This is a genomic window from Janthinobacterium leeuwenhoeki (assembly GCF_051380795.1).
GTDB lineage: Bacteria > Pseudomonadota > Gammaproteobacteria > Burkholderiales > Burkholderiaceae_D > Janthinobacterium.
On the sequence record NZ_JBNYXT010000006.1, the window covers coordinates 99147 to 122782 of the forward strand.

Consider the following 23636-nt stretch of genomic DNA (forward strand, 5'->3'; position numbering starts at 1 on the left):
CTGCGTCAAGGTGGGTTGAACTCTAAACAAGGTCGACGCCCATGCGCCACCCCGTATTGTCATTCTGTGGTATCAATTCTGCAGGACCTTCAGACCCGCCGCACCCAAACCAAACTGGTAAAAGATCGATGTCCATTCCTTCAAACTCTGCATAAACGTGCTGCGATCGATTTTTTCCGGCACCACCACGGTATCACCCGGATTCAATGCCGTGCCGCCAATACCACTGAACCAGCCAGTACTTTGCCCACTCTGGGCCGTACCGTCCGCGCGTATCACGTACATCTCGGATTTATCCGCAGTGATGGTCAGACCACCGGCTTGCTGGACATAATCGCTCACCGTGCGCTGTGGGCGGTAGACAAAGGCGTTTTGCTGGAATACCGAACCAAGCACATCCACCGTGCCTGGACGGCGCGGGATCAGAATGGTATCGCCATCCTGCAAGGGCAGGTCGGGTAAGTTCTTGATTTGCGTGTCGACGCCCGGCAAATCGAGCACGATGCGGCCCTCGGCCTTGATGGTGCGCAGTTTCTGCACGATACGGCGCTGCTGCTCCACCTCGGCGGCGGTTTTTGCCGCATTTTCCTTGTCGCCAGAGGCGGCCATACGCTGAGTTGCATTCGATTCCAGGTCGCGCTCGAAACGGTCGGCCACCTGGTTCAATTTAATTTGCTGGGCGCGGCGTACCGATTCACGGTTCAACTGTGTCGCGTACAGGTAGCCGTTTTCATTGGCGCCACCGACACGGGCGATCAGTTCGCGCAGCGTTTCGCCTTTTTTCAACAGGAAAATACCGCTTTGCTTTGCTTCGCCGGCCACACGCACGTATTCATTCTGGATCTGGGCCTGCACCGGTACGGCACCCGGCGCAAACACGCGCAGCACATCGGTCGGTTTCACGGGGATACTCGCCAACTGGCTGCTGGTGACAGTTTTGTCGGCGATCAGTTCCACCATCGTCTTGTATTGATTGTCGACATTCTTCTCGACGATGACTTGCTTGGTTTCCGCCGCCGAATCAAAGCCACCGGCCCAGCTCAATACATCGGCCAGGCTGGAATTGCCTTTCAATTCGAAAATAGCGGGCTGTTTTACGTTCCCGGTCAAGGCCACCAGGGGACCGACTTCCGGAATGTAGATGACATCGCCATCACGCAGGGTCACATCGCGGCTCTTGTCGCCTTTGGCCAGCATATCGTACAAGTCGAAGCTGCTGACGGTTTGGGCGCCACGCTTCAATTGGATGTTGCGCATGCTACCCGTGGCGTCCGGGCCGCCCGAGGTGAACAGGGCGTTCAGCAGCGTGCTCATGGCGCTCAGGGTATAGGTGCCGGGACGCACGGCGTGGCCGACCACATACACTTGCACGGCGCGCGTCTGGGCAATGCTGGCCGTCAATTCAAAGTTGGTGTAAATCTTGCCGACGGCTTTCTTCAAGTAGCCCTGCAGATCCTTGTACTGCACGCCGCTGACCTTGATGGAGCCGACGCGCGGAATGAAGATCGCGCCGCTGCGGTCGACCGTGGCGCTGACGTCGATATCGACCATGCCCCAGCCGCGCACCTGCAACTCGTCGCCCGTGCCAATAACATAATCCTGGTTCACTTGCGCGCCGTCGAAGGGCGAGAAGGTGGATGGCACGTCACTGAACAAATCCTTGCCGAACATGTTCAACTTTTGTCCTGTTACACCTTCCGCATAGACCTCGAATGCGCCGGCTTCGGCAACGACGCGTTTGGCGGGACGGCTGACGGGCGGGTTCTGCGCTTGGCGCTGTTCACTGCGGCCACTGCGAATGGCCGGCAAGCCGCTGCCTGTCTCCATCGATTGCATTTTGGGGGTATCACTTGTTCCAAGGTCCTGCGCAAAGGCGGGGCTCATTCCCATCAGGCAAGCCGAGAAAATGAGATGTTTCACGAAAGGCGGGGAAGTACGAAGTTGCTTTTTCATGCTGGTCTTTGTCTGGATGAATGATGTTGTATGAGTAAAGGGGCGCCACGCGCTTAATACTTGCCCTGCCAAGTCACGCTGATTTCTTTCGGTCCGGGATTGATCGACAGGCCCGATTTGCTCTGGTCGCGCTGGGCGTGCCACAGCCAGCTGCCCACGGCATAACCCAGGATGCCGCCGGCGACCGTGTCGGAGACCCAGTGCTTGCGGCCAAACACGCGGCCGGCGGAACCCACGGCGGCCACGCTGTACAGCCATGGCGCATCGTATTCCTTGGCAAATGGCGTGACGGCAGCAAAGCCGATCGCGGCATGCCCGGAAGGGAAGGAGGAATTCGAGCGAGAACTGCCGCTGCCGACGCGGCTCCACGCTCCGAGGTCTTCCTCTGGACGGGCGCGGCCAATCGCATATTTGCCGACCACCGCCAGGCCTGTTGCCGCGGCAACCGATTGCAGGGAAATGAGTCCCGTATTTTGCATGCGCTCATCGCCCAGGGCGAAAGCTGCAGCCGCCGCGCCAACTGCCGCATACGGCATGGCCTTGCCCAGCTTGTCCCAGTTGCGGTAGACCTTGGAATCCTCGTGCTTCTTGACGAAACGGTCGACCGGTTTGTCGGCCAGCGCGGAAGCCACTACCACACCGCCGACCACCGCTGTTGCCTTGAGCCATTCGGGGGCGCTCGGCGTGGCAGATGCGGACTGCTCCAGGCGCGCGCGCATGGCGGGCCATGGGCTGACAAACGGCCGGTCCGGCGGATTGACGGCGGGCAGGTGCTGTTCGTCCGGGCGCTCGGCAAAGTTGCCCAGGCCATCGTAGCTGTGCATGTCGGCGCGCGGGCGCTCAAACATGTCGTACAGGTCGCCCGGGGAAGCCACCATCTGGCCCACGTCGCGCGTCCATGGCGCAATGGCAAAGCCGGCCGTCGATTGCGTGTCCATCGGCAACATGCTGTTGAGCGGCACGGACAGGAAGATGCCACGGTCCTGGTAAGGCTTCGACGGCGTGCCAGGGCTGGTGATATCGTTGCCATTCGTATGCGTGTACCAGGCGCCGACTTCGATACCGGACTGGAAACGGCGCTTGAATTCCACGCGCACGCCCGTGTCTTTGGCCAGGAAGCGGCCAGCGCGTGCCGTCACGGTAATGTCGTGCGGCAAGCGGTAATGCAGGGAGCCGATCGCCGTCACCGTCTTGTAGTCGCGCGAATCGAGCAAGCCCTTGAAACCACGCTGCTGCAAGGCATCAACGGCCACGTCGGCGGCCCAGCGGCGATCCGTCGGCAAATACAGCACCTGGCCACCCACGCCGCGGTACATGTCTTCATACAGGCCGGCCGACATGCGGGTATACACGCGCTCGGCGGGATTGTTGTATTTGTTCAGCAAGACGCGGCTCAGCGAGAAACGCCCGCCGCGCAGGTATTCCGCCACATCGGTACGCACATGCGGCAAGTTGCTGTTCGACGGTTGCTTGACGCCAGACACCGTTTCCAGCAACTGCAGGCTGGCGGCGCTATTCAGATACAGGCCGTCGCCCAGGCGGCGGTCGTAATTCGCTACCGCCGAGATCGAGTAACGGAAGGCGCCGCTCGGGTCATTGAAGAAGAAACCCACCTTGGGCGCGATCTTGAAACGGTTCGCTTCCCGGTCCAGCGATTTGATTTGCACCACGTCGCCATCGACGCCGACACCGACGGCCAGCTTGCCATCATCCTTCAGGACATTGGCGGCCATGGTCGGAGCCGGTGCGGAAACGGCGGCAGCCGGCACAGCGCCAGCAGGTGCTATGGAGGGAGCAGGCGCTGCGGCAACGGCGGGCGCCGGCTTGTCGAGGAATTCCTGCAACCAGCCTTGCTGATCGTCCCGAATGACGTCGTTTTTCTCTGGATAGCGCAGCAGCACGACATCGAGAAACGCCTTGCGGTCAATCTTGCCTGCCAAATAGTCGTTCAGTTTGGGTAAATCAAAGAATTCGTAGGTGGCGATTGGCTGGTCCAGCTTGGTATACGTGATGCGCAGGGTCGTCACGCCCTTCGGCGTGAAAGCGACAGCCGTGCGGGCAGCGCGGCCAACGGCGCGGCCCATGTTCGAGATACGGCTGTTGGTCAGGCTCAGGCTGAGGACATTGCCTTCCTGCTCGACACGGATATTCTTGTAGTCCTGCTTGACCAGCGCCTTCACCAGGTCGGCGCCGTACACGGCGTCGCGGTGCCACTCTTCCTTGCTCGGCAGCGGTGGCGGATTCTTGTCGTCGACGAAATATGCTGGTTCATATACCTTCGGCACGAACTCGCGTTCGCCAAACGGAATGCTGACAAAGGCGTTCAGGCTGAACTGGTCGCGGCTGCGTGCCGCTTGCAGGGCAAGCCAGCCCCAGCGGTATTCCAGGCCCACGGAAGCACCCTTGCGGCGCTTGCCGGCATTCGTTTCGCTGGCGCGGAAGTCGCGCAAGTAATTCGTTGTATCGTATTCGGCCACCACCGACCAGCGCGGCAGCGCAGTCGGGGTCCAGCGCGCGCCGGCAAACACGCCATCCGGGCGTTTATGGGCATAGCCCAGGCTGGCTTCGATATTCTTGCTGGCGCCAAAGGTCTTGGTGGCAACCACATATTGCCCTTTGAACAATTCAGTACCGAACAGATCCGTCATGCCGACGGCAACAGACGGCATCCACTCCGTTTCCGTCCACAAGCGCAATTTACCGTCGACGACTTTATCCTTGTAGCGGCCATAACCACTACCATATTCACCGGGCACGTTGGTAAAACCAGCAATGCCCGTGATCGATACATAACGTCCCGTCATTTGCAGGAAAGGCAGGATATTCGCTGTGGCCCACAACTGGCCATACGGGCTGTCGTAGCTGTAGCCCACGCTGAAGGTGCCGTCCGTTTCCACCACGGCGCTGGGCATATTGATATAGCCGGATTGACCACCGTGATTCGGCGTCGCGGCCATCACCGAAGGCGCGCCAAGCACCAGACAGCCACACCAGGTATATTTGATTGATTTTCTGAGTACGCTTAACAAATCCGGCTACCTAAAATATCCTGCACCTGGAATTCCTGAGAATGTATTCAGAAAATCAATGAGCTTGGGGGAACGTGAATGAAACGAAAAAAGGCCAACCGACGGGCATCTCGCAATGCCACGCGTCAGTTCGCCACTAAAACTGGGCACTCCCTAGCATTGATCGTTGCTTCACCATGCCTAGCGAATGTATGTCACAGAATTTTAACATTGTTTTCTTGTAGCAAATGCTTAACTTGTTTCCCTTGCGCCACACTTGTCCATGCGGCGCAATCGCCGCCTGCGGCCCTGCTGCAGGCTGAAACCGTCACTTCAAACTGCCAAACACTTTGCCGATAATCTTGCTGCCATACGCGAGCGGATTACTGCGGATGGCTTTTTCTTCCTCGCCGATCATCAGGTACAGGCCGTCAAGCGCCCGGTCGGTAACGTAGCCTTCCACCGTCGATTGCTGCTGCGGCACCAGTCCCGTCTTGCCGATCTGGCTCATGGTGCTGTTGTATTTGCTGGCCAGGCCGGAACGGTTGGTCACGGATTTCACGATGGGCAGGAATTTGACGGCCAGCGGCGCGGATGTTTTCTGGCGGAAAAAGTCCGTCACCGAGTTGTCGCCACCGGACAGGATATTTTTCGCATCGCTCACACTCATCGACTTGACCGCGTCGAGCAGCAAAGGCTTGGCCATGGGCACGGCCGACTCGGCGGCACGGTTCATCGCCACCACCAGGTCGTCCAGTTGCTGGCCGCGGCCCGTCATTTTCAGCAAGGGTTTGGCTTGCTCCAGGATGCCGGGCAACTTGATCTTGACCTTGTCGTTGTTCAGGAAGCCATTTTCTATACCCAACTTGGCAACGGCGGCGGACGAACCGGCTTCCAGCGCCGCTTTCAAGCCATTGCTGGCATCCTGGTTGCTGAGGGCATCGAGGGGACTGGCGGCGCCTGCGCCGGACGACAGCAACGCCAGCGCACACAGGACGGCGGCGGGACGGCCAGGGAAAGGGTTCAGGCGCATGGTTTTCCTTTTCTAAAGAATAGACAGACCACCTATTTCTGGAACCTTAGCACATCAAAACTGCAAATGCCGCAGCAATTTTAGCGTTTTGGGGGAAACAAGGGGCGCCACAGATGGCGAAGGGAAAGGACTATACAGTAGCTGCTGTTGTATCCGCGCACGCTAACGCCGGCGGCATGGCTTAGCCGGCTATCGCCGCCAGATGTTCGCGCACCCGCGCCAGATCCGTCTCGCGCATGCGCGCCGCCGTCTGGCGCAAGGATTTTTCTGCGCCGGCAACGCCGGCCGACACCGCCATCGACAGCCAAATGTAGGCCTGCGGCAAATCGAGCGGGCTACCCTGGCCGCTGGCCGCCATCAGGCCCAGATTCATTTGTGCCCGCGCATGGCCCTGGCGCGCGGCCAGCGCATACCAGTCCCAGGCGGCAGCATAGTCCTGCGGCACGTCCTGGCCATTGTCATGCCGCAGGCCCAGCGCGAACTGGGCCAGGCTGTGGCCCTGCGCGGCGGCGCGGCAGTAACAGGCGCAGGCCAGCTGGCTGTCGGGCGCAGGGCCATCGTCGCGGTCGTGCAACACGCCCTGCATGTATTGCGCCGGCGCGTAATCCTGCTCGGCAGCGCGGCGGTACCACTCCAGTGCCAGCGCCAGATCCTGTGGCACGCCCTGACCATGTTCATAGCGCAGGCCCAGGTCGAACTGTGCCCGCACATGTCCCTGGTCGGCCGCCTTGCGGTACCAGAAGATGGCTTCCTGCGCATCGGCAGGCACGCCCTGCCCGTGCTCATGCAACAGTCCCAGCTGATACTGTGCGGCGGGAAAGCCCTGCCCTGCCGCCTGGCGGTAGAACACTTGCGCCCGGGTATAGTCCTGCGCGCCATGTTCATGGTGCAGGCCCAGGTTGTGCTGGGCCGCCGCGTGCCCCTGGCCGGCCGCCTTCACGTACCACTCTAACGCCGCCTGTTTATCGCAGGGCACGCCCTGGCCATTGTCGTAGATCAGGCCCAGGTTGAACTGCGAACTGGCGTGGCCCTGCTCGGCCGCGCGCCGGTACCAGGCAATCGCTTGCCCGCTGTCCTGCGGCAGCACATCGCCATTTTCATAGCGCAATGCCAGATTGAACTGGGCCGGCGCATAGCCCTGCTCGGCCGCCTTGCGCATCCAGGCGGTCGCCTGCTGGCGGTCCTGGCGCACGCCCTGGCCATTGTCATAACGCAGGCCCAGGTTGAACTGCGCCCTTGCATAACCCTGTTCTGCCGCCTTGCGGTACCAGAAAATGGCTTGCACGAAATCCTGCGGCACGCCCTTGCCATTGTCATACATCATGCCCAGATTGTTTTGTGCGCCCGCATCGCCCTGTTCCGCCGCACGGCTGAACCACAGCATGGCTAGCCCGCTATCTTGCGCGAGGCCCTGGCCCTTGGCATACAGCCAGCCCAGGTTGTATTGCGCCGCCGCGTAACCCTGCTCGGCCGCCAGCTGGTACCAGTGCGCCGCCTGCGCAAAATCCTGCGCCACGCCCTGCCCCTTCTGGCACATCACGCCCAGATTGTATTGCGCATGTTCGAGTCCCTGCGCGGCAGCCAGGCCGTACCAGTGCAGCGCCAGCGCATAGCTTTGTTCTATTCCCTGGCCATTGAAATACATGAAGCCCAGGCTGTGCTGGGCGTTCGCATTGCCCTTCTCGGCCAGTCCTTTCAGGCGCAGGTAATCAGCCGTGTAATGAGCGGCCGTGGAATGAGCAGCCGTGGAGCGGGGAGCGGCAAGCGGCACGGTCAAGCCTCGATGGCCAGCGTCTGCGACTGCGCGGGGGCGGCATCGGCGATCAAGCGGTTCTGCTCCTGCAGCACGCCGATAAAGCTGCCCAGCGAAATGGGCCGGTGGTACAGATAGCCCTGCATCGTGGTGCAGCCCTTATCTTGCAGGTAGCGTGCCTGGCCTTCCGTTTCCACGCCTTCGGCAATCAGGTGCAGACCCAGGCCGCGCGCGATCGAGATGATGGCCAGGATGACGGGATAGTGTCCGTGCTCGTCGTGGATCTCCTTCACAAACGACTGGTCGATCTTGATCGTGTGGATGGGGAAGCGGTGCAGGTACGACAGCGAGGAGTAGCCGGTGCCAAAATCGTCGATGGCCACCGACACGCCCAGCTGGCACAGCTTGTTCAACTGCTCGATCGCATATTGCGGGTTGCGGATGCAGATGTTTTCCGTGATCTCCACTTCGATCTTTTCCGGCGCGATGCCATAGCGCGTCAGCGCGCCGCGCATCTTCTCGAAAAAGTCGCCCCGGTCCAGGTATTGCGGCGACAAATTCAGGGACAGGCGCACGGCTTCGCCGCCAGCCGCATTCCACTGCACCAGGTCGCGGCACAGGGCGCCCAGCATCCAGTCCGAGATCGGCAGCATCAAGCCGTTTTCCTCGGCAAACGGCAGGAATTCGCCGGCCGTCAGCAAGCCCCGTTGCGGGTGGTTCCAGCGCATCAGGCCTTCGGCGCCGACGATGCGGCCCGTCATCACGTCCACCTGCGGCTGGTAATACATCTCCAGCTGGTTCAGCTCCAGCGCCTTGCGCAGGCTCTGTTCGAGGGCGATCTTCTGGTGCGACACGTCGAGCATGGACTCGTGATAAAAACTGTGGCCGTTCTTGCCCAGCGCCTTGACCTGGTACATGGCGATGTCGGCGTGGCGCAGCAGCTCGTCGATGGTCTCGCCGTCGCCCGGATAGATGGCGATGCCGATGGAGGCCGAAATATGCACCTGGTTGCCATCGAGGTCGAAGGGCTGGTGCAGGCATTCGAGGAATTTGTCGGCGATCAGGCGCGCATCCTGGCGGTCGCGCAGTTCCGGCAGCACGATGGTGAATTCATCGCCGCCCTGGCGCGCCAGGGTATCGCCGCGGCGCAAACAATCCTTCAGGCGCAGCGCCACCTGCTGCAGCAACTCGTCACCCTTCACATGGCCCAGGGTATCGTTGACCAGCTTGAAGCGGTCCAGGTCGATGAACATCACGGCCAGTTCCGTCAGCTTGCGCCGCGCCTGGATCACGGCCAGCCCCAGACGATCCTTGAACAGCATGCGGTTCGGCAGGTCTGTCAGGATGTCGTGATAGGCCTGATAAGAGATGACTTCCTCGGCGCGCTTGCGGTCGGTGATGTCGCGCGCCACGCCGTAAGTGCCGAAGTATTCCTGCTTCTTCGCTTCGTGATCGTGGCTGTGCATGCCGATCGAATTGAGCGGGATCGTCATCAGCGTATTGTTGAAGGTGCGGTCGCTGCCGCTGCCGCTATGGCACTTCAGGCGCAGTTCCACATTGCGCGAGGCGCGCTCGTCGAGACGGCGCTCATTGAAGGCATAGCGCGCCCGCTCCTGATCTTCATCGTGCACGAGGATGGAGTAATGGCTGCCGATCAGCTCTTCGCGGCTAAAGCCCAGCAACTGCTGCACCCTGTCGTTGATGAAGGTGATGCGGCCTTCGTGGTTCAGGGTATAGATGATGTCGGGCGAGCTGTCGACCAGGTAGCGGTACATCTTTTCCGAGTTTTCCAGCTGCAGCGCGATGCGCTCGTTCTCCAGCGCCAGCTTGCGCTTTTGCAGCGCGTTCTCCACCGTCTTGAGCAGCTCCTCGCGGCTGTAGGGCTTGCGCAGGTAATCGTAGGCGCCACGCTTCAGGGCGCCGATGGCCGCCTCGATGCCGACGTCGCCGCTCATGACGATCACATCGCCCTCGATGCCGCGCCGGTTGATGTGGTCCATGATTTCATGCCCGCTCATGTCGGGCAGGCGCAAGTCGAGCAGGATCAGGTCGAAGCGCAGTTTCGACAACTGCGCCAGCGCCTCGCTGCCGCAGGTGGCCGTGTACAGCTGGTAGCCGCGGTCCTTCAGCAATTCGTGGAGGGAAGCGAGCAGGCGGGGTTCATCGTCGACCAGCAGGATGCGCGGGCTGTTTTCCAGGTCAAACGGCATGGCGGAGGAGTTCATGGACATTACGAAGACAAGGCGGTATTGCCGGGCGCGGGCAGCGCGGCTGCAGCGCTCGCCGGCAAGGGAAGGGGCAGTAAAATTTCAAACGAGGTGCCGGACTTGCTGCTGCGGCAACCGATCACGCCATGCAGGCGCGTGACCAGGTCATGCACGATGGACAGGCCCAGGCCGTGATGCGCCCCTGCCTTGCTGCTGCGCACAGGGGAAAACAGATGGGCCAGCACCTCCGGCGCCAGGCCGGCGCCATTGTCGCTGACGCACAGTTCCAGGTACAGGCGGCGGTCGCGGTTGACGTGGCCACGGTTCGCCACTTCGATGCGCCCGCCATCGGGCAGGGCTTCGACGGCGTTTTTCAGTAGGTTGAGCAGGATTTGCTTGAGCATGTCGGCATCGGCCTCCACCTCGCATGGCGCGTCCTGCATGCGCGTGACCACCTCGATCTTCGGCGGCAGGAAGTCGGTGGCGCGGAACAATCGCAGCACATCGTCGACCACGCGCGCGCAATCGGTCACGCCGCTGGCCGCCACCGGCTGCAAATCGGCCAGGCCGCTGATCAAGTGGCCGACGCGGTCGATTTCCTCGTTCAGGATAGCCATCTCGCCCGTCACCGGTTCCTGTTTCTCCAGCTTGTGATCGAGCACGCTCAGGTAGTTCTTGATGATGGACAGCGGGTTATTCACTTCATGCACGACGCGGCGCGACGCGGCGCGGTATTCCTCGGCCACGTGATCGAGCTGGCGCCGTGCCAGTCCGCGCGCGCTGATGGCCGTTTCCAGCGCCTTGGCGGCCTGGTTGGCATACGCGCGCAGGAAACCCTCGCGCTTCTGGCAAGCGGGAATCTGCCATGCCGCCACGCCGCCAATCAGCACGCCGAGGCTGCGCTGGCCCGCCGCCAAAGGCAGGCAGACCAGGCTGTCGGTGCCGAGAATGCGGAACAGCTGCTCCTCGACGATGCCCAGCACCGGCATGTCGCGTTTCAGGAACGCCAGCTGGCACTCCAGCGCCGAAGCGGCCAGGGGCCCGCCCTTGGCCAGGGGGATCGAAAAGCCGGCCAGGCGCTGCTGATGTTCTCCCGCCGCCACGCCGATCAAGGCATGTCCGGTGGGGTTTTGCAGCAACACGATGGCGGTGTCGAAATCGAACAGGATGCGCGCCGAGCGCGTGATGGCTTCGAGCAGGCTGCTCTCGCCCTGCTGGCGGGCGAAGGTCTGACCCACTTCGGACACCAGCACCATGTTGCGTACTTCGTCGGACAGGCGCTGCTGCACCGGATCGACGGATGGCGGCGCGTACGCGGGTGGCGTGGCGATATCGTCCGCGCCGGCCAAGTCGATGCCCAGGTGTTGTGCGGCCTGCTCCACCTGGCGCGCCACGCTGCCGGCCAGGTTTTCCAGTACCTCCACCTCCAGCGCGCAGAACTGGGCCGCCTGGGCAATCGATTCCGCATCGTCGGCATGACAGCACAGCAGGTGTGCCAGGCGCACGATGCGGATCAAAGGATGACTGGCTTCCAGGCGCGCCAACGGTTCATGGTGATACAGCACGCTATCGGCCAGGAAGGAATCGAGATGCCAGCGTTCGATCAGCCAGGCGCCCGCCTCGGCATGCGTGATCTGCAAGGTGCGCTGCTCCACCGCGCACAGGGCGGCATCGTCGCGCGCCGTGAAATTGAACGCGTATTCCTTCGGCGCCGTGGCCAGCAAGGCCAGGCGGCCCACGTTGTGCAGCAAGCCTGCCAGATACGCTTCCTCGACGTGCGGATAGGCCATGGCCTTGGCCAGTGCGCGCGCCATGACGGCAGCCGATAGCGAACTTTTCCAGAAGGCGCGCAAATCCGTGCTGCCGGAATGGGGGAAGCTGTTGAAGGTCTGGAAGACGGACTCGCTGATGACCAGGGTCTTGATCATGTCCGTGCCCAGCGAGACGAGCGATTGCTCCAGGCTGACGACCTTGCTCTGGCGATGGTAGGCCGAGCTGTTGGCCACGCCGAGGATCTTGCTGGTCATGCCGGCATCCTTGGCGATCAGGGCGGCCAGCTCCGGCATGCCGGCTTCGTCGGCCTGCAGGTGGGCGATCAGCTTGATGAGAATCTGCGGCATGGCCGGCAGGCGGGCAATCAGCAGGCGATTGCGAATATCTTGATCAGATTGATGCATCGTATCAGGCATTGCCGGTTCGAAAAGGAAGCGCGCTCAGCAGCGAAGCGCGGCCACGTTCAGAGGAATCCTCCACTCCTGTAACCAAAAAATTTATTGCCTGAGAGGATGCCGGGGAAAAAGTCATCTTATCATAAGCGCCGGATATTACTTGCAATATAGAAAATTAAGTTGAAATAAATCCAGCGTTCTACCATGGAAACTTATGCCTTGAAGGAACCCAGCAAACGGTGGCGGAAGCGCCGCGATATCAGCCACAGGGCCAGCGCCAGGCCCGTAAACGCCAGCTGTCCCGAGGCCAGCCACAGCACGGAACCGGATAGCAGCGGCGAGATCACGCCGGCCACCACGGCGCCCAGCATGGTGCTGGCAAACGACTGGCACGAGGCCACCGTGCCGCGGATATGCGGGAACAGATCGAGCGCCAGCAGGGTCGCGCCCGGCCCCACCAGCGACATGCCGAAAGTGTAGAAGAACAGCGGCAGCACCGACCAGGGCAAGGATGGCGGCAGAAACAGGTGATACACGACATTGACGCTGGCGGCGCACAGCAGGAAGGCAAAGCCGATGCCGATCTGGCGCGCGAACGTGACCTTGCCGGCGATGCGGTTGGCCGCCGCAGCGCCCATGAAGATGCCGCTCACGCAGGGAATGAACAGCCAGCCGAATTGCGATGGCCCCAGACCCAGCTGCTTGGGCAGCATTTCCGGTGCGGCCGTGATGAACAGGAACAGGCCCGCGAAATTGAGGGCGACGATGCCGGCCTTGATGTGGAACAGGGGCGAGCGCAGGATCTGGCCATAGCTCGACGCCAGGAAACGGGGATTGAACGGCTGGCGCTTCTCCAACGGCAGGGTTTCGGGCAAGCGCCAGTAGCAGAACGCCAGCAGCACCGCCGTGTAAAAGGCAAGGAACAAGAAGATCGAACGCCAGTCGAACCAGATGACGATCCAGCCGCCCAGAATCGGCGCCACGGCCGGGGCGATGGAAAAGATCATCGTCACCAGCGACAGCAGGCGCGCCGCCGCCGCATCCGAATACAGGTCGCGGATGATGGCGCGGCTGATCACCACGCCGGCGCCGGCCGAGACGCCCTGCATGATGCGGAAGAACCACAGATAGTGCACCGTGTGCGCCGAAGCGCAGCCGAGCGAGCCGATGGCAAACATCAGCAAGGACACGAGAATGACGTTGCGCCGGCCGAAGGCATCCGAGATCGCGCCATGCCACAGCACCATGCCGGCAAAGGCCAGCATGTAGAACGTCAGCGACTGCTGCACTTCCAGCGGCGAGGCCTGCAAGGAACCCTGGATCGCGCCAAACGCGGGCAGATAGGTGTCGATCGACAGGGGACCCAGCATCGACAGCCCGGCCAGCATCATGGCCAGCGCACCGCGGCTCAGTGGCGCCATGTGGCTCGGCGTGGGAGGCGGAACGGGGGTAACCGGGTCGGGCGGCACATCGGCCGGAGGGGTGGGAAACATGGTGGATCCAGGGTGACACATCCGGCTTTCTCAGCTGCCAAAATATCTGAGAAAACCGTAGCGAGCGGAAGTGAATTGTGGCCGAGAGCGCAACCGTACTTTAGTACGGTGAGCACCGCAGGCCGCAAGTCACGACGCGCAGTAGGTTTAATCAGATATTTTTAGGCTTGGCTTCTTCGCGGCGGTTGTACCCCGCGACCATGTCAAAGCGGAACAAACGGCATTCCAGCGCGCCGTTGAAGAATGGCGTCTTGCGCGCTTCCTTCAGGCGCAGCAGCTTGGGCAAGCCCAGGTCTGCCGTAAACAGGAACACGGTCCAGCCGGCGAAGCGCTGCTTCAGGGTCGTGCCCATGGCCGAATAGAAGGAGGTCGACAGTTCATCTTCCGGGATGGTGCTGTCGCCGCGCACGCCGATACGCTCGCCGTACGGCGGGTTGGTCAGCATGATGCCCGATACGTCGCTAGGCGGCTTGACTTCCTGCGCCTCGATCTGTTTCAAGGGCACGTCGAAACGCACGCCGGCGCAACGCAGGTTATGGCGCGTCATGGCGACCATGTCGCCCGAGATGTCGCTGCCGAAAATGGTCGGTTCAGCCGGCAGCGGATTGACCTTGATGGCGTTTTTCATGGCATTCCACGGTGCCGGATCGAAGTCGTGGAAGTTTTCAAACGCGAACTGGCGCGAGGCGCCCGGCGGAATCCCCTGCAGCATCTGCGCCGCTTCGGCCAGGATGGTGCCGGAACCGCACATCGGGTCGAACAGCACCATGCCGGGCTTCCAGCCCGATACGCGCAGCAGGCCGGCGGCCAGGTTTTCGCGCAGCGGCGCGTCGCCCGTCTCTTCACGCCAGCCGCGCTTGAACAACGCTTCGCCCGAGGTGTCGAGGTAGACGGTAAACGTGTGTGCGTCGAGGAAGCCGACGATGCGCATGTCCGGCGTCTTGGTGTTGACCGATGGTCGCTCGTTGAACTGGTCGCGGAAGCGGTCGCAGATCGCATCCTTGATTTTCAAGGTCGTGAATTCCAGGCTGCGCAGCGGCGATTTGACGGCAGTGACGTCGACGCGGATCGTGTGGTGCACGCCGAACCAGTCTTCCCAGGATTGCGCCAGGGTCAGGTCATAAATATCGTTTTCCGTCTTGTAGCCGGAATGGGCCATGCGCATCAGCACGCGCGAAGCGATGCGCGAATGCAGGTTGATGCGGTAGGAATCGAGCAGGTCGCCCGAGCAGTGTACGCCGCCCGGTACCTGGTTATGGACCTTCATGGTCGAACTATCCTGGGCGATCTCGCCCAGTTCCTCGGCCAGCGCCGCTTCCATGCCGCGCGGGCATGGGCAAAAATATGAAGCCATGGTGTACCTTTTATCCGTTGAAAAACAATTTACTAAAACCCACAAGCAAAAACTGGGGTCAGACCCGCCGGGTCTGACCCCGGCATTAAAAATTAAACTTACTACTCCAGCGCCCGCTCGACAAAATCGAGGCGGTCCTGGCCCCAGTACCCTTCGCCATCGACGATGTACCACGGCGAACCGAAGACGCTGGCGGCGGTGGCCGCCTCCGTATTGGCGTCGTATTCGGCCTGCACGCTGGCCGTTTCCGACGTTTTCAGCAGCTGGCGGCCATCGAAACCGGCATCGAGCGCGATCTGCACCAGGGTTTCCTCGTCGCCGATGTTGCGCTCCTCGGCCCACAGGCCGCGCATGATGGCGTGCGCCAGGTTCAAGGATGCTTCCACGCCGTGCGCCAGGCGCGTGGCGATGATCAGCTTGGCCGAGGCTTCCGGCGACACGGGGAAGAACTTCGGCTGCAAGGTCAATGGCACTTGCAAAAAGGCCGACCAGCGCGCCAGTTCGGCCAGGCGATACGCCTGGCGCTGCGGTGCGCGCTTGGCCAGCGGCAGGCCGCCCGAGACGCTGAAGACCTTGCCCAGATCGAAGGGGCGCACGTCGATCTGCGCGCCCGTCTTCGCGGCGATGGCCAGCAGGCGCGCGTGACCCAGGTAAGTCCATGGCGAGTGGGGCGCGAAGAAGTACTGCACGACTTTGCTCTGACTTGCACTCATCTCGACTCCCTTAGAAAGGCTTGACCACGACCAGCACGACGACGACCAGCAGCATCACCACCGGCACTTCATTAAACCAGCGGAACCAGGTGTGGCTGCGCTTGTTGAGACCTTTTTCAAACTTGCGCAGGATGGAGCCGCAGGCGTGGTGATAGCCGAGCAGCAGCACCACGAACGTCAGCTTGGCGTGCATCCATCCCGGCATCTTCATGCGGCCTTCGCCCCCACCGTACAGCATCCACATCAACGCCAGCCCCAGCACCATCGCCGGCAGCGCCAGCAGGGACATGAAACGGTACAGCTTGCGCGCCATCAGCAGCAGGCGCTCGGTGGCGACCGTTTCCGTCTCCATCGCCAGGTTCACGAAGATGCGCGGCAAATAAAACAGGCCGGCAAACCAGGACATGACGAAGATGATGTGGAAGGCTTTGGTCCAGAGAAAGAGCATGGGAATTATTCTTATGAAATATCAATCAGATGATCAATGAGTTGTTGTGCCGCTGGACAAGATGCCTTTACCTTCTGCGGATCGATCAATCCGATCAATTGAAAGGAATGTCCCCCTTTGCTATAAGATTTTTTAGTGGTATTTTCCGTTGCCCGCCTAAGCGATTCGTACATTGCATTCTTCCCCAAGGATTCAATTGGATTTTGAATTGAAGGCAAGGCGGAAGCATTAAAATTATTGCCGTAATAATTTTGCAAAGCCATTCGATCTGCAAGCAACCAGGCCTCCATTGTTTGAATCATTAGATAAACATGTTCTTCACCAACCTGCAAAGGCTTATCCCATCCATCGCGCTTCTTTAGAAAATCCCATTTCGGAGTATTAGGTGGAACTGGGTCCTCACTATCGATCAGAAGTAAAATCATCTCATCTGGATGACTTTTCAATGCAGAACAAAAATCCTGAAAGGCAGAATTCCTGGAGCCGCAAACCACAGTTTTAGGTTTTTTCCCTTTCAATCCTGCTCTTTCCCAAAAAGCAGAAAATCCTTGTCGAAATTCCGCTTTTTGAGCAGCACCATCACCACCACCCTCAATATAAATTCGTACACTTACCATCGAGTACCACCTAACTCCCCCATTGTCCATAATTGTCCAAGGCGATATTTCGTCAACCAGTCCTCTAAAGTAGCCGATTTAAGGCGCGAAAGCGATGTCTCTCCATTTTTCTTTTCACAAATCAAAACAGATTCAGGGCTATCACTTAAAGAATCAATCAGCACTTCCGAGTGAGTAGTTACAAATAGTTGGCAACGCGTAGAAGCTTCCTTTAATAACTCCCCGATTGTAGGAATAATATCTGGGTGCAATCCCATTTCTGGTTCTTCGATACAAATGACAGCAGGAGGTTGAGGGTGGCATAAAATTGCCAAGAGACATAAATATCTCAATGTTCCGTCGGACAAACGCGTTGCAGGAATTGGCTGTTGAAGTCCCTGATAAGACAGAAAAACTTGAATTTCATTTGAGCCGACGATATCAACAGAAAAACCAATGATATTTTCGTCCAAACGCTCAAGCAATTCCAAAAGCCGTTGTCGAACACCCGAAAAATGGGTATTCATATGACTCAGCACCAATGCTAGATTACCCGCATCCTCTTCCAAAAAAGTTCTTGGCAGATCAGTTTTTTGAGATTTACGGGGCATTGTCCCCCTACCCAGATGCCACTCCCGATATATCTTCATTGAAGAATAATTACTTTCCACATAAGCAAGCTCTGGATACAAATCCGGATCTTTCCTCTGGGAAAGAATAGATTGATCGATAGATATATCTTCTCGTTTAAGAGCACGTGACGGCGGTTTAGCTTCTTTGCTTGTATTTTTCTTTGGGTCAATTGTAGTTAATACAGGCCATCCTCGATTGTATCGATAGAAAAAATATACATCTGCCTGATTAGCTTTTCGCTTTTCCGAATTCTCAATCGACTCATCTATTAATTCCAGCCGCCCTCCGCGCTCGGATAAAATCAGTTGATGCTTAATCGGCATTGAACCCTGAAACGGAGTAAGCCACAATTCAATTTTAGCCTCCGGCTGCACAGTACCCTTCCATAAGAAATCTGATACTGAACCAATTGATGCTGCCAAATTTTTTGGCGCAGCTTGCATAACCGCCAAGCACTCGATTAGATTTGACTTTCCAGAACCATTAGGGCCAATAATTACATTTAGCGAACGTAGTTCTAGAGGCGAATTTTTTTCACCATAAGACAAAACATTTCTCAGATGAATTTTTTGTATTAACATAATTGACCTTTATTTACGTACTTCGCCGTGGCCAAATACCACGTACTTGAGCGATGTCAGGCCTTCCAGTCCCACCGGGCCACGCGCGTGCAGCTTGTCGTTCGAAATCCCTATCTCGGCGCCCAGTCCATATTCAAAACCATCGGCAAAACGCGTCGATGCGTTCACCATCACCGAGGCGGAATCGACTTCGCGCAGGAAGCGCAGCGCATCGCTGTAGTCTTCCGTGATGATGGATTCGGTGTGCTTCGATGAATACTGGTTGATGTGGTCCATCGCTTCGTCGATGCCGTCGACCACCTTCACCGACAGGATCGCGGCAAGGTATTCCGTGGACCAGTCTTCCTCGGTGGCGGGCACCAGATGCGGATACGCAGCGGCGGCCAGGATCGCATGGCTTTCCGGATCGGCGCGCAGTTCCACCTGCTTGCTCAGGTACAGTTCGGCCAGCTGCGGCAGCACGGTAGCGGCGATGGCGCGCGACACCAGCAGGGTTTCCATGGTGTTGCAGGTGCCGTAGCGGTGGCACTTCGCGTTGAAGCCAATATCGATCGCCTTCCTGATATCGGCCTTGGCGTCGATGTAGACGTGGCAGATGCCATCGAGGTGCTTGATCATCGGCACGGTGGCCTCGCTCATCAGGCGCGCGATCAGGCCCTTGCCGCCGCGCGGCACGATGACGTCCACGTACTGCGGCATGGTGATGAGGGCACCGACGGCGGCGCGGTCGGTGGTGTCGATGACTTGCACGGCATCGGCAGGCAGGCCGGCTCCCAACAAGCCCTCCGCCACCAGCTTGGCCAGCGCGCGGTTGCAATGGATCGCTTCCGAGCCGCCGCGCAAAATTGTCGCGTTGCCGCTCTTGATGCACAGGCCGGCCGCGTCCACCGTCACGTTCGGACGCGCTTCATAGATGATGCCGATGACACCCAGCGGCACGCGCATCTGGCCCACCTGGATGCCCGTCGGGCGGAATTTCATGTTCGAGATTTCGCCGATCGGGTCGGCCAGCGAGACGATTTGCGTCAAGCCTTCGACCATGGTGGCAATGGCTGCGTCGGACAGGGTCAGGCGGTCCAGCATGGCCGGCGCCAGGCCGGCGGCGGCAGCCGCATCGAGGTCGCGCTGGTTGGCCGCGCGCAGCAGATCGGCATCGCGCACGATGGCGGCGGCGATCAGGCTCAAGGCACGGTTGCGCGTGGCGCTGTCGGCACGCGCCATGGCGCGCGAAGCGGCGCGCGCGCGCACGCCCACGTCCTGCATATATTGATTGATGTCCATGCTCGTATCCATAGTGTAAAAACCTAGCCTCGGGCGATCTTCAGGCCCAGCTGCAGCATGGCATCCCAGGCATCGCCCGCGTAGCCCTTGGCGCGCAAGCCCTTGATCATCTTGTCCACCTGCGCCGCCTGCTGCAGCGCCGCTTCCAGCACGGGCAGCGAAATGCGCCGCAGGGCCGGCTCCATCATCCGCTCGCGCGGCCCCCAGATGCGGTATTCCTTCAGCAGCGCGCCCAAAGGACGCCCTTGCGCCATACCGGCCTTCAATTTTAACAGCGTGCGGATTTCTTCGGAGACGGCCCACAAGACCAGCGGCAGTGCCTCGCCCTCGCCTTTCAAGCCTTCGAGCATGCGCACCAGGCGCGCCGGGTCGCCGGCCAGCATGGCTTCGGACAGCTTGAAGACATCGTAGCGGGCCACGTTCAGCACCGCGTCCTGCACTTGTTCGTACGTCAGCTTGCCCGCTGCATGCAGCAAACCCAGTTTCTGGATTTCCTGGTGCGCCGCCAGCAAGTTACCTTCCACCCGTTCGGCGATGAAGTCGATGCTGGCCCGTTCGGCGCTTTGCCCCTGCGCCGAAAGGCGCTGGGATATCCAGGCAGGCAACTGCGCCCGCTCCACATTCGGAATGTCGATATACACGGCCGCCTGCTGCAGGCTGGCGACCCAGGCTGCCTTCTGCGTCGCCCAATCCAGCTTGGGCAAGGTGATCAGGGTCAGGTTGTCGGGACTGAGGTTTTTCGCGTAGCTTTGCAGCGCCGCGCCGCCATCCTTGCCCGGCTTGCCGGTGGGGATGCGCAGCTCGATCAGTTTCTTGTCCCCGAACAGCGACAGCTCCTGGTTCGCCGCCAGCAGTTCGCCCCACTTGAAGCTGCGCTCCACCGTCAGCACGTCGCGCTCGGAGTAACCCTGCGCGCGCGCCGCGCGGCGGATCTTGTCGGCCGCTTCCAGCGCCAGCAGGTGTTCGTCGCTGGTGATCACATATAGCTGCGCCAGCGGCTTGGCCACATGCCCATCGAGCGCGTCTATCCGCAATTGCATGGCGTCCCCGTTACTGCTGCGGGGCTGCCGGCGCGACCGGCGTCACGGACGCCACTGGCGCCACCGACATGGCCGGCAGCACCGGCTTGATGGCGGCCAGGCGGCGCATGATCTGCTGCACCAGGTCGTTGCGCATGTCGCGGTATAGCGCCGCTTCCTCGGTTTCCTTGGCCAGTACCTGCGATTCGTCGAAGGTGATCGGGCGCACCAGGCTGATGGTAGTCGGTGCCAGCAACTGGTTGCCGGCCTTGTCCACCACGCGGAAATTGATCGAATAGCCGAGTTGGTACTCTTGCACCCGGCCATTATTGTTCAGCGACAAAATGGTCTTGGTACGATTCCTCTCCGGGTCGGCGAGAACCTCAAGAACGGCGTCGGCGCCATCCTTGGTTCCCACCACCTCCGTGCTGCCAATGGCACGGATATAGCGCTTCAGGCCGATCGCCAGCGGCGACGTGTCGGGCAAGCCGATGTACATCGTCGCGAACGGCAGCATGAAACTGCCGTTCGAACCGCGCAAATGAAAGCCGCAGGCCGACAGCAAAACAGTCAGGCCCAAAGCCAGCACGGCACGGCGGCCCAGCAGCGATACTTGAGAGGAAGTCGTCATGATTACACCACGATGCTGATTAACTTGCCCGGCACGACGATGATCTTCTTCGGCGTGGTCTCGACGTACTTCTGCACACTTTCGCACGCCAGCGCAGCCGCTTCGATGCTGGCCTTGTCCGCATCCTTGGACACCGTGATCGAGCCGCGCAGCTTGCCGTTCACCTGGATCATCATCTCGATCTCAGACTGCTCCAGCGCTTGCGGGTCGACTTGCGGCCACGGCGCGTTGAGCAAGTCGCCCTGCACGCCAGCGTAACCCAGTTCCTGCCACAGCACGTGGGTGATATGCGGCGCCACAGGGTTGAGCAGGCGCAGGAAGATGGAGAAACCTTCCGCGATCAGCGCTTTCGACTGCGCGCTATCGTCTAACTTGGCCGATTCGAGCGTATTGAGCATCTTCATGCAGGCCGACACCACGGTGTTGTACTGGATGCGCTTCAAGTCGTAATCGGCTTGCTGCAGCAGCTTGTGCAATTCGCGGCGCAGGTTTTTCTGCGCGTCGCCCGTGGCAGGTGCGGCGCCGCCAGCCAGCGCGGCTTGAATCGTCGCCGACTGGGCGTAGCCGAAGTTCCACACGCGGCGCAGGAAGCGGTTCGCGCCTTCGACGCCACTGCCCGACCATTCCAGCGTCTGTTCCGGCGGCGAAGCGAACATGGTGAACAGACGAGCCGTGTCGGCGCCGTACTGCTCGATCTGCGCTTGCGGGTCGATGCCGTTGTTCTTCGACTTCGACATTTTTTCCGTGCCGCCGATTTCTACCGGCTGGCCGTCGGCCACCAGGACGGCGCTTTGCGGACGGCCCTTGTCATCCAGGGACAGGCGCACGTCGTCCGGGTTGAACCAGGTGGTCTTGCCCACCGCGTCCTTGCGGAAGTAGGTTTCGTTGAGCACCATGCCTTGCGTCAGCAGATTGACGAATGGCTCGTCGAACTTGACCAGGCCGAAGTCGCGCATGATCTTGGTCCAGAAGCGCGCGTACAGCAAGTGCATGACGGCGTGTTCGATGCCGCCGATGTACTGGTCCATCGGCATCCAGTAATCGTTGCGCGCGTCGACCATGGCGTCGTTCGAGCCTGGCGAGGTATAGCGCATGTAGTACCACGACGAATCCACAAAGGTATCCATGGTGTCCGTCTCGCGGCGCGCCGGCTTGCCGCACTGCGGGCAGTCGCACTGCAAAAACGCTTCGTATTTGTTCAGCGGGTTGCCCGTGCCGTCCGGCACGCAGTCTTCCGGCAGTACCACTGGCAAGTCTTTTTCCGGCACCGGCACCACGCCGCAGTCGGCGCAATGGATCATCGGGATCGGCGTGCCCCAGTAGCGCTGACGCGAAATGCCCCAGTCGCGCAGACGGAAGGTGGTTTTCTTTTCGCCCAGGCCCAGCTCGGCCAGGTCGGCGGCCACGGCATCGACGGCGGAAGCGAAATGCAGGCCGTCGTATTTGCCGGAGGCGACACAGACGCCATCCTTGCTGCCATACGATTCCTGCCAGGCATCCGTCGAAAATTCCTGGCCCTTGACTTCGATGACTTGCTTGATCGGCAGATTGTATTTCTTGGCAAAGCCGAAATCGCGTTCGTCGTGTGCCGGCACGCCCATCACGGCGCCATCGCCGTAGGTGATCAGCACGTAGTTGCCGACCCAGACTTCCACCTGCGCGCCCGTCAGCGGATGCGTGACGAACAGGCCGGTCGGCATGCCCTTCTTCTCCATCGTTGCCATGTCCGCTTCGATGACGGAACCGAGTTTGCATTCGGCGTTGAAGGCGGCCAGCGCAGGATTGGTTTGCGCGGCGTGGATGGCCAGCGGGTGCTCGGCGGCCACGGCGCAGAAGGTCACGCCCATGACGGTGTCCGGACGGGTGGTAAACACATACAGCTTGCCGTCGCCGATCAGGGCGCCTTCGGCATCCTTGATTGCATGCGGGAAGGCGAAGCGCACGCCCGTCGACTTGCCGATCCAGTTGGTCTGCATGGTGCGCACGCGCTCGGGCCAGCCCGGCAGCTTGTCATCCACATAGGCCAGCAATTCTTCCGCGTAATCGGTGATGCGCGCGTAGTACATGGGGATTTCGCGCTTTTCGATCAGCGCGCCCGAACGCCAGCCGCGGCCATCGACGACTTGTTCGTTGGCCAGCACGGTCTGGTCGATCGGATCCCAGTTCACGGTACCGGTCTTCTTGTAGATGATGCCTTTTTCCAGCATCTTCAGGAACATCCACTGGTTCCACTTGTAGTATTCAGGCTTGCAGGCGGTCATTTCGCGCGACCAGTCGATGGCCAGGCCCATCGATTCCATCTGCTGCTTCATGTGAGCGATATTCGAATACGTCCATTGCGCGGGCGGCACGTTATTGGCCATGGCCGCGTTTTCCGCCGGCATGCCGAACGCATCCCAGCCCATCGGCATGAGCACGTTGTAGCCGTTCATGCGCAGGTAGCGGTACATCACGTCATTGATCGTATAGTTGCGCACGTGACCCATGTGCAGCTTGCCCGAAGGGTAAGGCAGCATCGAGCAGGCAAAATACTTGCCCTTTGGGAAACGCGGGTCGTGTTCGACGGCTTTATAGGCGTCGATCGCCTTCCAGTGCGATTGGGCGGCTTGTTCGACGTCGGCGGGACTATATTTATCTTGCATAATGGATGTGCGACCAGCGTGGCCCGGCCAATAGTGGATATAAACCGAGCATTATACTGGTTGTCGCCGCCCGATAGCGCGGCGCGCTGACGGCCCGGGCTGGCATATTTTGGCCGGCGCACA

General features: G+C 60.2%; 16 protein-coding genes. All 16 read right to left on the bottom strand.

Annotated features, from left to right (window positions below):
- Positions 1-72: 72 nt before the first annotated feature.
- A complete protein-coding gene (locus tag ACQ4WS_RS07645) occupies positions 73-2097 on the bottom strand; it encodes an SLBB domain-containing protein (RefSeq protein ID WP_436475080.1) in 2025 nt (674 codons plus the stop codon).
- Positions 2007-4931 (bottom strand): YjbH domain-containing protein, encoded by a 2925-nt coding sequence (locus ACQ4WS_RS07650; protein ID WP_436475082.1) that lies wholly within the window; start codon positions 4929-4931, stop codon positions 2007-2009. Before ACQ4WS_RS07650 ends, ACQ4WS_RS07645 begins: the two co-directional genes overlap by 91 nt.
- A gap of 358 nt (positions 4932-5289) precedes the next feature.
- Positions 5290-5994 (bottom strand): DUF4197 domain-containing protein, encoded by a 705-nt coding sequence (locus ACQ4WS_RS07655; protein WP_436475083.1) that lies wholly within the window; start codon positions 5992-5994, stop codon positions 5290-5292.
- A 181-nt stretch (positions 5995-6175) separates the two neighbouring features.
- Positions 6176-7765 (bottom strand): SEL1-like repeat protein, encoded by a 1590-nt coding sequence (locus tag ACQ4WS_RS07660; RefSeq protein WP_436475260.1) that lies wholly within the window; start codon positions 7763-7765, stop codon positions 6176-6178.
- A gap of 2 nt (positions 7766-7767) precedes the next feature.
- Positions 7768-9978: an EAL domain-containing response regulator gene (locus ACQ4WS_RS07665; protein WP_436475085.1), complete on the bottom strand. Its 2211-nt coding sequence runs from the start codon at positions 9976-9978 to the stop codon at positions 7768-7770.
- A complete protein-coding gene (locus ACQ4WS_RS07670) occupies positions 9978-12131 on the bottom strand; it encodes an HDOD domain-containing protein (protein WP_436475087.1) in 2154 nt (717 codons plus the stop codon). Before ACQ4WS_RS07670 ends, ACQ4WS_RS07665 begins: the two co-directional genes overlap by 1 nt.
- A 203-nt stretch (positions 12132-12334) precedes the next feature.
- Positions 12335-13615 carry a multidrug effflux MFS transporter gene (locus ACQ4WS_RS07675; protein WP_436475089.1) on the bottom strand — a complete coding sequence of 427 codons (1281 nt, stop codon included), beginning with the start codon at positions 13613-13615 and terminating at the stop codon, positions 12335-12337.
- Positions 13616-13766: 151 nt separating this feature from the next.
- The gene (locus tag ACQ4WS_RS07680) at positions 13767-14969 is read right to left on the bottom strand and encodes a THUMP domain-containing class I SAM-dependent RNA methyltransferase (protein ID WP_436475090.1); all 1203 of its coding nucleotides are present in this window, start codon (positions 14967-14969) and stop codon (positions 13767-13769) included.
- Between the two features lie 101 nt (positions 14970-15070).
- Entirely contained in the window at positions 15071-15682 is a 612-nt protein-coding gene (locus ACQ4WS_RS07685) for a 2-hydroxychromene-2-carboxylate isomerase (RefSeq protein ID WP_436475092.1), read from the bottom strand.
- A gap of 10 nt (positions 15683-15692) precedes the next feature.
- Positions 15693-16130 carry a CopD family protein gene (locus ACQ4WS_RS07690; RefSeq protein WP_282408301.1) on the bottom strand — a complete coding sequence of 146 codons (438 nt, stop codon included), beginning with the start codon at positions 16128-16130 and terminating at the stop codon, positions 15693-15695.
- 11 nt (positions 16131-16141) lie between these two features.
- Positions 16142-16747 (bottom strand): DUF4276 family protein, encoded by a 606-nt coding sequence (locus ACQ4WS_RS07695; RefSeq protein WP_436475094.1) that lies wholly within the window; start codon positions 16745-16747, stop codon positions 16142-16144.
- The gene (locus ACQ4WS_RS07700; protein WP_436475095.1) at positions 16741-17940 is read right to left on the bottom strand and encodes an AAA family ATPase; all 1200 of its coding nucleotides are present in this window, start codon (positions 17938-17940) and stop codon (positions 16741-16743) included. Before ACQ4WS_RS07700 ends, ACQ4WS_RS07695 begins: the two co-directional genes overlap by 7 nt.
- Before the next feature lie 9 nt (positions 17941-17949).
- Positions 17950-19221, bottom strand: a complete 1272-nt coding sequence (locus ACQ4WS_RS07705; RefSeq protein WP_436475097.1) for a glutamate-5-semialdehyde dehydrogenase — start codon at positions 19219-19221, stop codon at positions 17950-17952.
- Positions 19222-19244: 23 nt separating this feature from the next.
- Positions 19245-20261: a DNA polymerase III subunit delta gene (holA, locus tag ACQ4WS_RS07710; RefSeq protein WP_131685764.1), complete on the bottom strand. Its 1017-nt coding sequence runs from the start codon at positions 20259-20261 to the stop codon at positions 19245-19247.
- Positions 20262-20271: 10 nt separating this feature from the next.
- Complete coding sequence (locus ACQ4WS_RS07715; protein ID WP_436475099.1) at positions 20272-20871, bottom strand: LPS-assembly lipoprotein LptE; 600 nt, start codon at positions 20869-20871, stop codon at positions 20272-20274.
- Between the two features lie 2 nt (positions 20872-20873).
- Positions 20874-23513 carry a leucine--tRNA ligase gene (leuS, locus tag ACQ4WS_RS07720; protein ID WP_436475100.1) on the bottom strand — a complete coding sequence of 880 codons (2640 nt, stop codon included), beginning with the start codon at positions 23511-23513 and terminating at the stop codon, positions 20874-20876.
- Between the last annotated feature and the right edge of the window lie 123 nt (positions 23514-23636).

Coding starts and splice junctions, on each gene's coding strand:
- ACQ4WS_RS07670 (WP_436475087.1), bottom strand. CDS start 12,131: ATGCATCAATCTGATCAAGATATTCGCAATCGCCTGCTGATTGCCCGC.
- ACQ4WS_RS07655 (WP_436475083.1), bottom strand. CDS start 5,994: ATGCGCCTGAACCCTTTCCCTGGCCGTCCCGCCGCCGTCCTGTGTGCG.
- holA (WP_131685764.1), bottom strand. CDS start 20,261: ATGCAATTGCGGATAGACGCGCTCGATGGGCATGTGGCCAAGCCGCTG.
- ACQ4WS_RS07700 (WP_436475095.1), bottom strand. CDS start 17,940: ATGTTAATACAAAAAATTCATCTGAGAAATGTTTTGTCTTATGGTGAA.
- ACQ4WS_RS07695 (WP_436475094.1), bottom strand. CDS start 16,747: ATGGTAAGTGTACGAATTTATATTGAGGGTGGTGGTGATGGTGCTGCT.
- leuS (WP_436475100.1), bottom strand. CDS start 23,513: ATGCAAGATAAATATAGTCCCGCCGACGTCGAACAAGCCGCCCAATCG.
- ACQ4WS_RS07675 (WP_436475089.1), bottom strand. CDS start 13,615: ATGTTTCCCACCCCTCCGGCCGATGTGCCGCCCGACCCGGTTACCCCC.
- ACQ4WS_RS07690 (WP_282408301.1), bottom strand. CDS start 16,130: ATGCTCTTTCTCTGGACCAAAGCCTTCCACATCATCTTCGTCATGTCC.
- ACQ4WS_RS07665 (WP_436475085.1), bottom strand. CDS start 9,978: ATGTCCATGAACTCCTCCGCCATGCCGTTTGACCTGGAAAACAGCCCG.
- ACQ4WS_RS07680 (WP_436475090.1), bottom strand. CDS start 14,969: ATGGCTTCATATTTTTGCCCATGCCCGCGCGGCATGGAAGCGGCGCTG.
- ACQ4WS_RS07715 (WP_436475099.1), bottom strand. CDS start 20,871: ATGACGACTTCCTCTCAAGTATCGCTGCTGGGCCGCCGTGCCGTGCTG.
- ACQ4WS_RS07685 (WP_436475092.1), bottom strand. CDS start 15,682: ATGAGTGCAAGTCAGAGCAAAGTCGTGCAGTACTTCTTCGCGCCCCAC.
- ACQ4WS_RS07705 (WP_436475097.1), bottom strand. CDS start 19,221: ATGGACATCAATCAATATATGCAGGACGTGGGCGTGCGCGCGCGCGCC.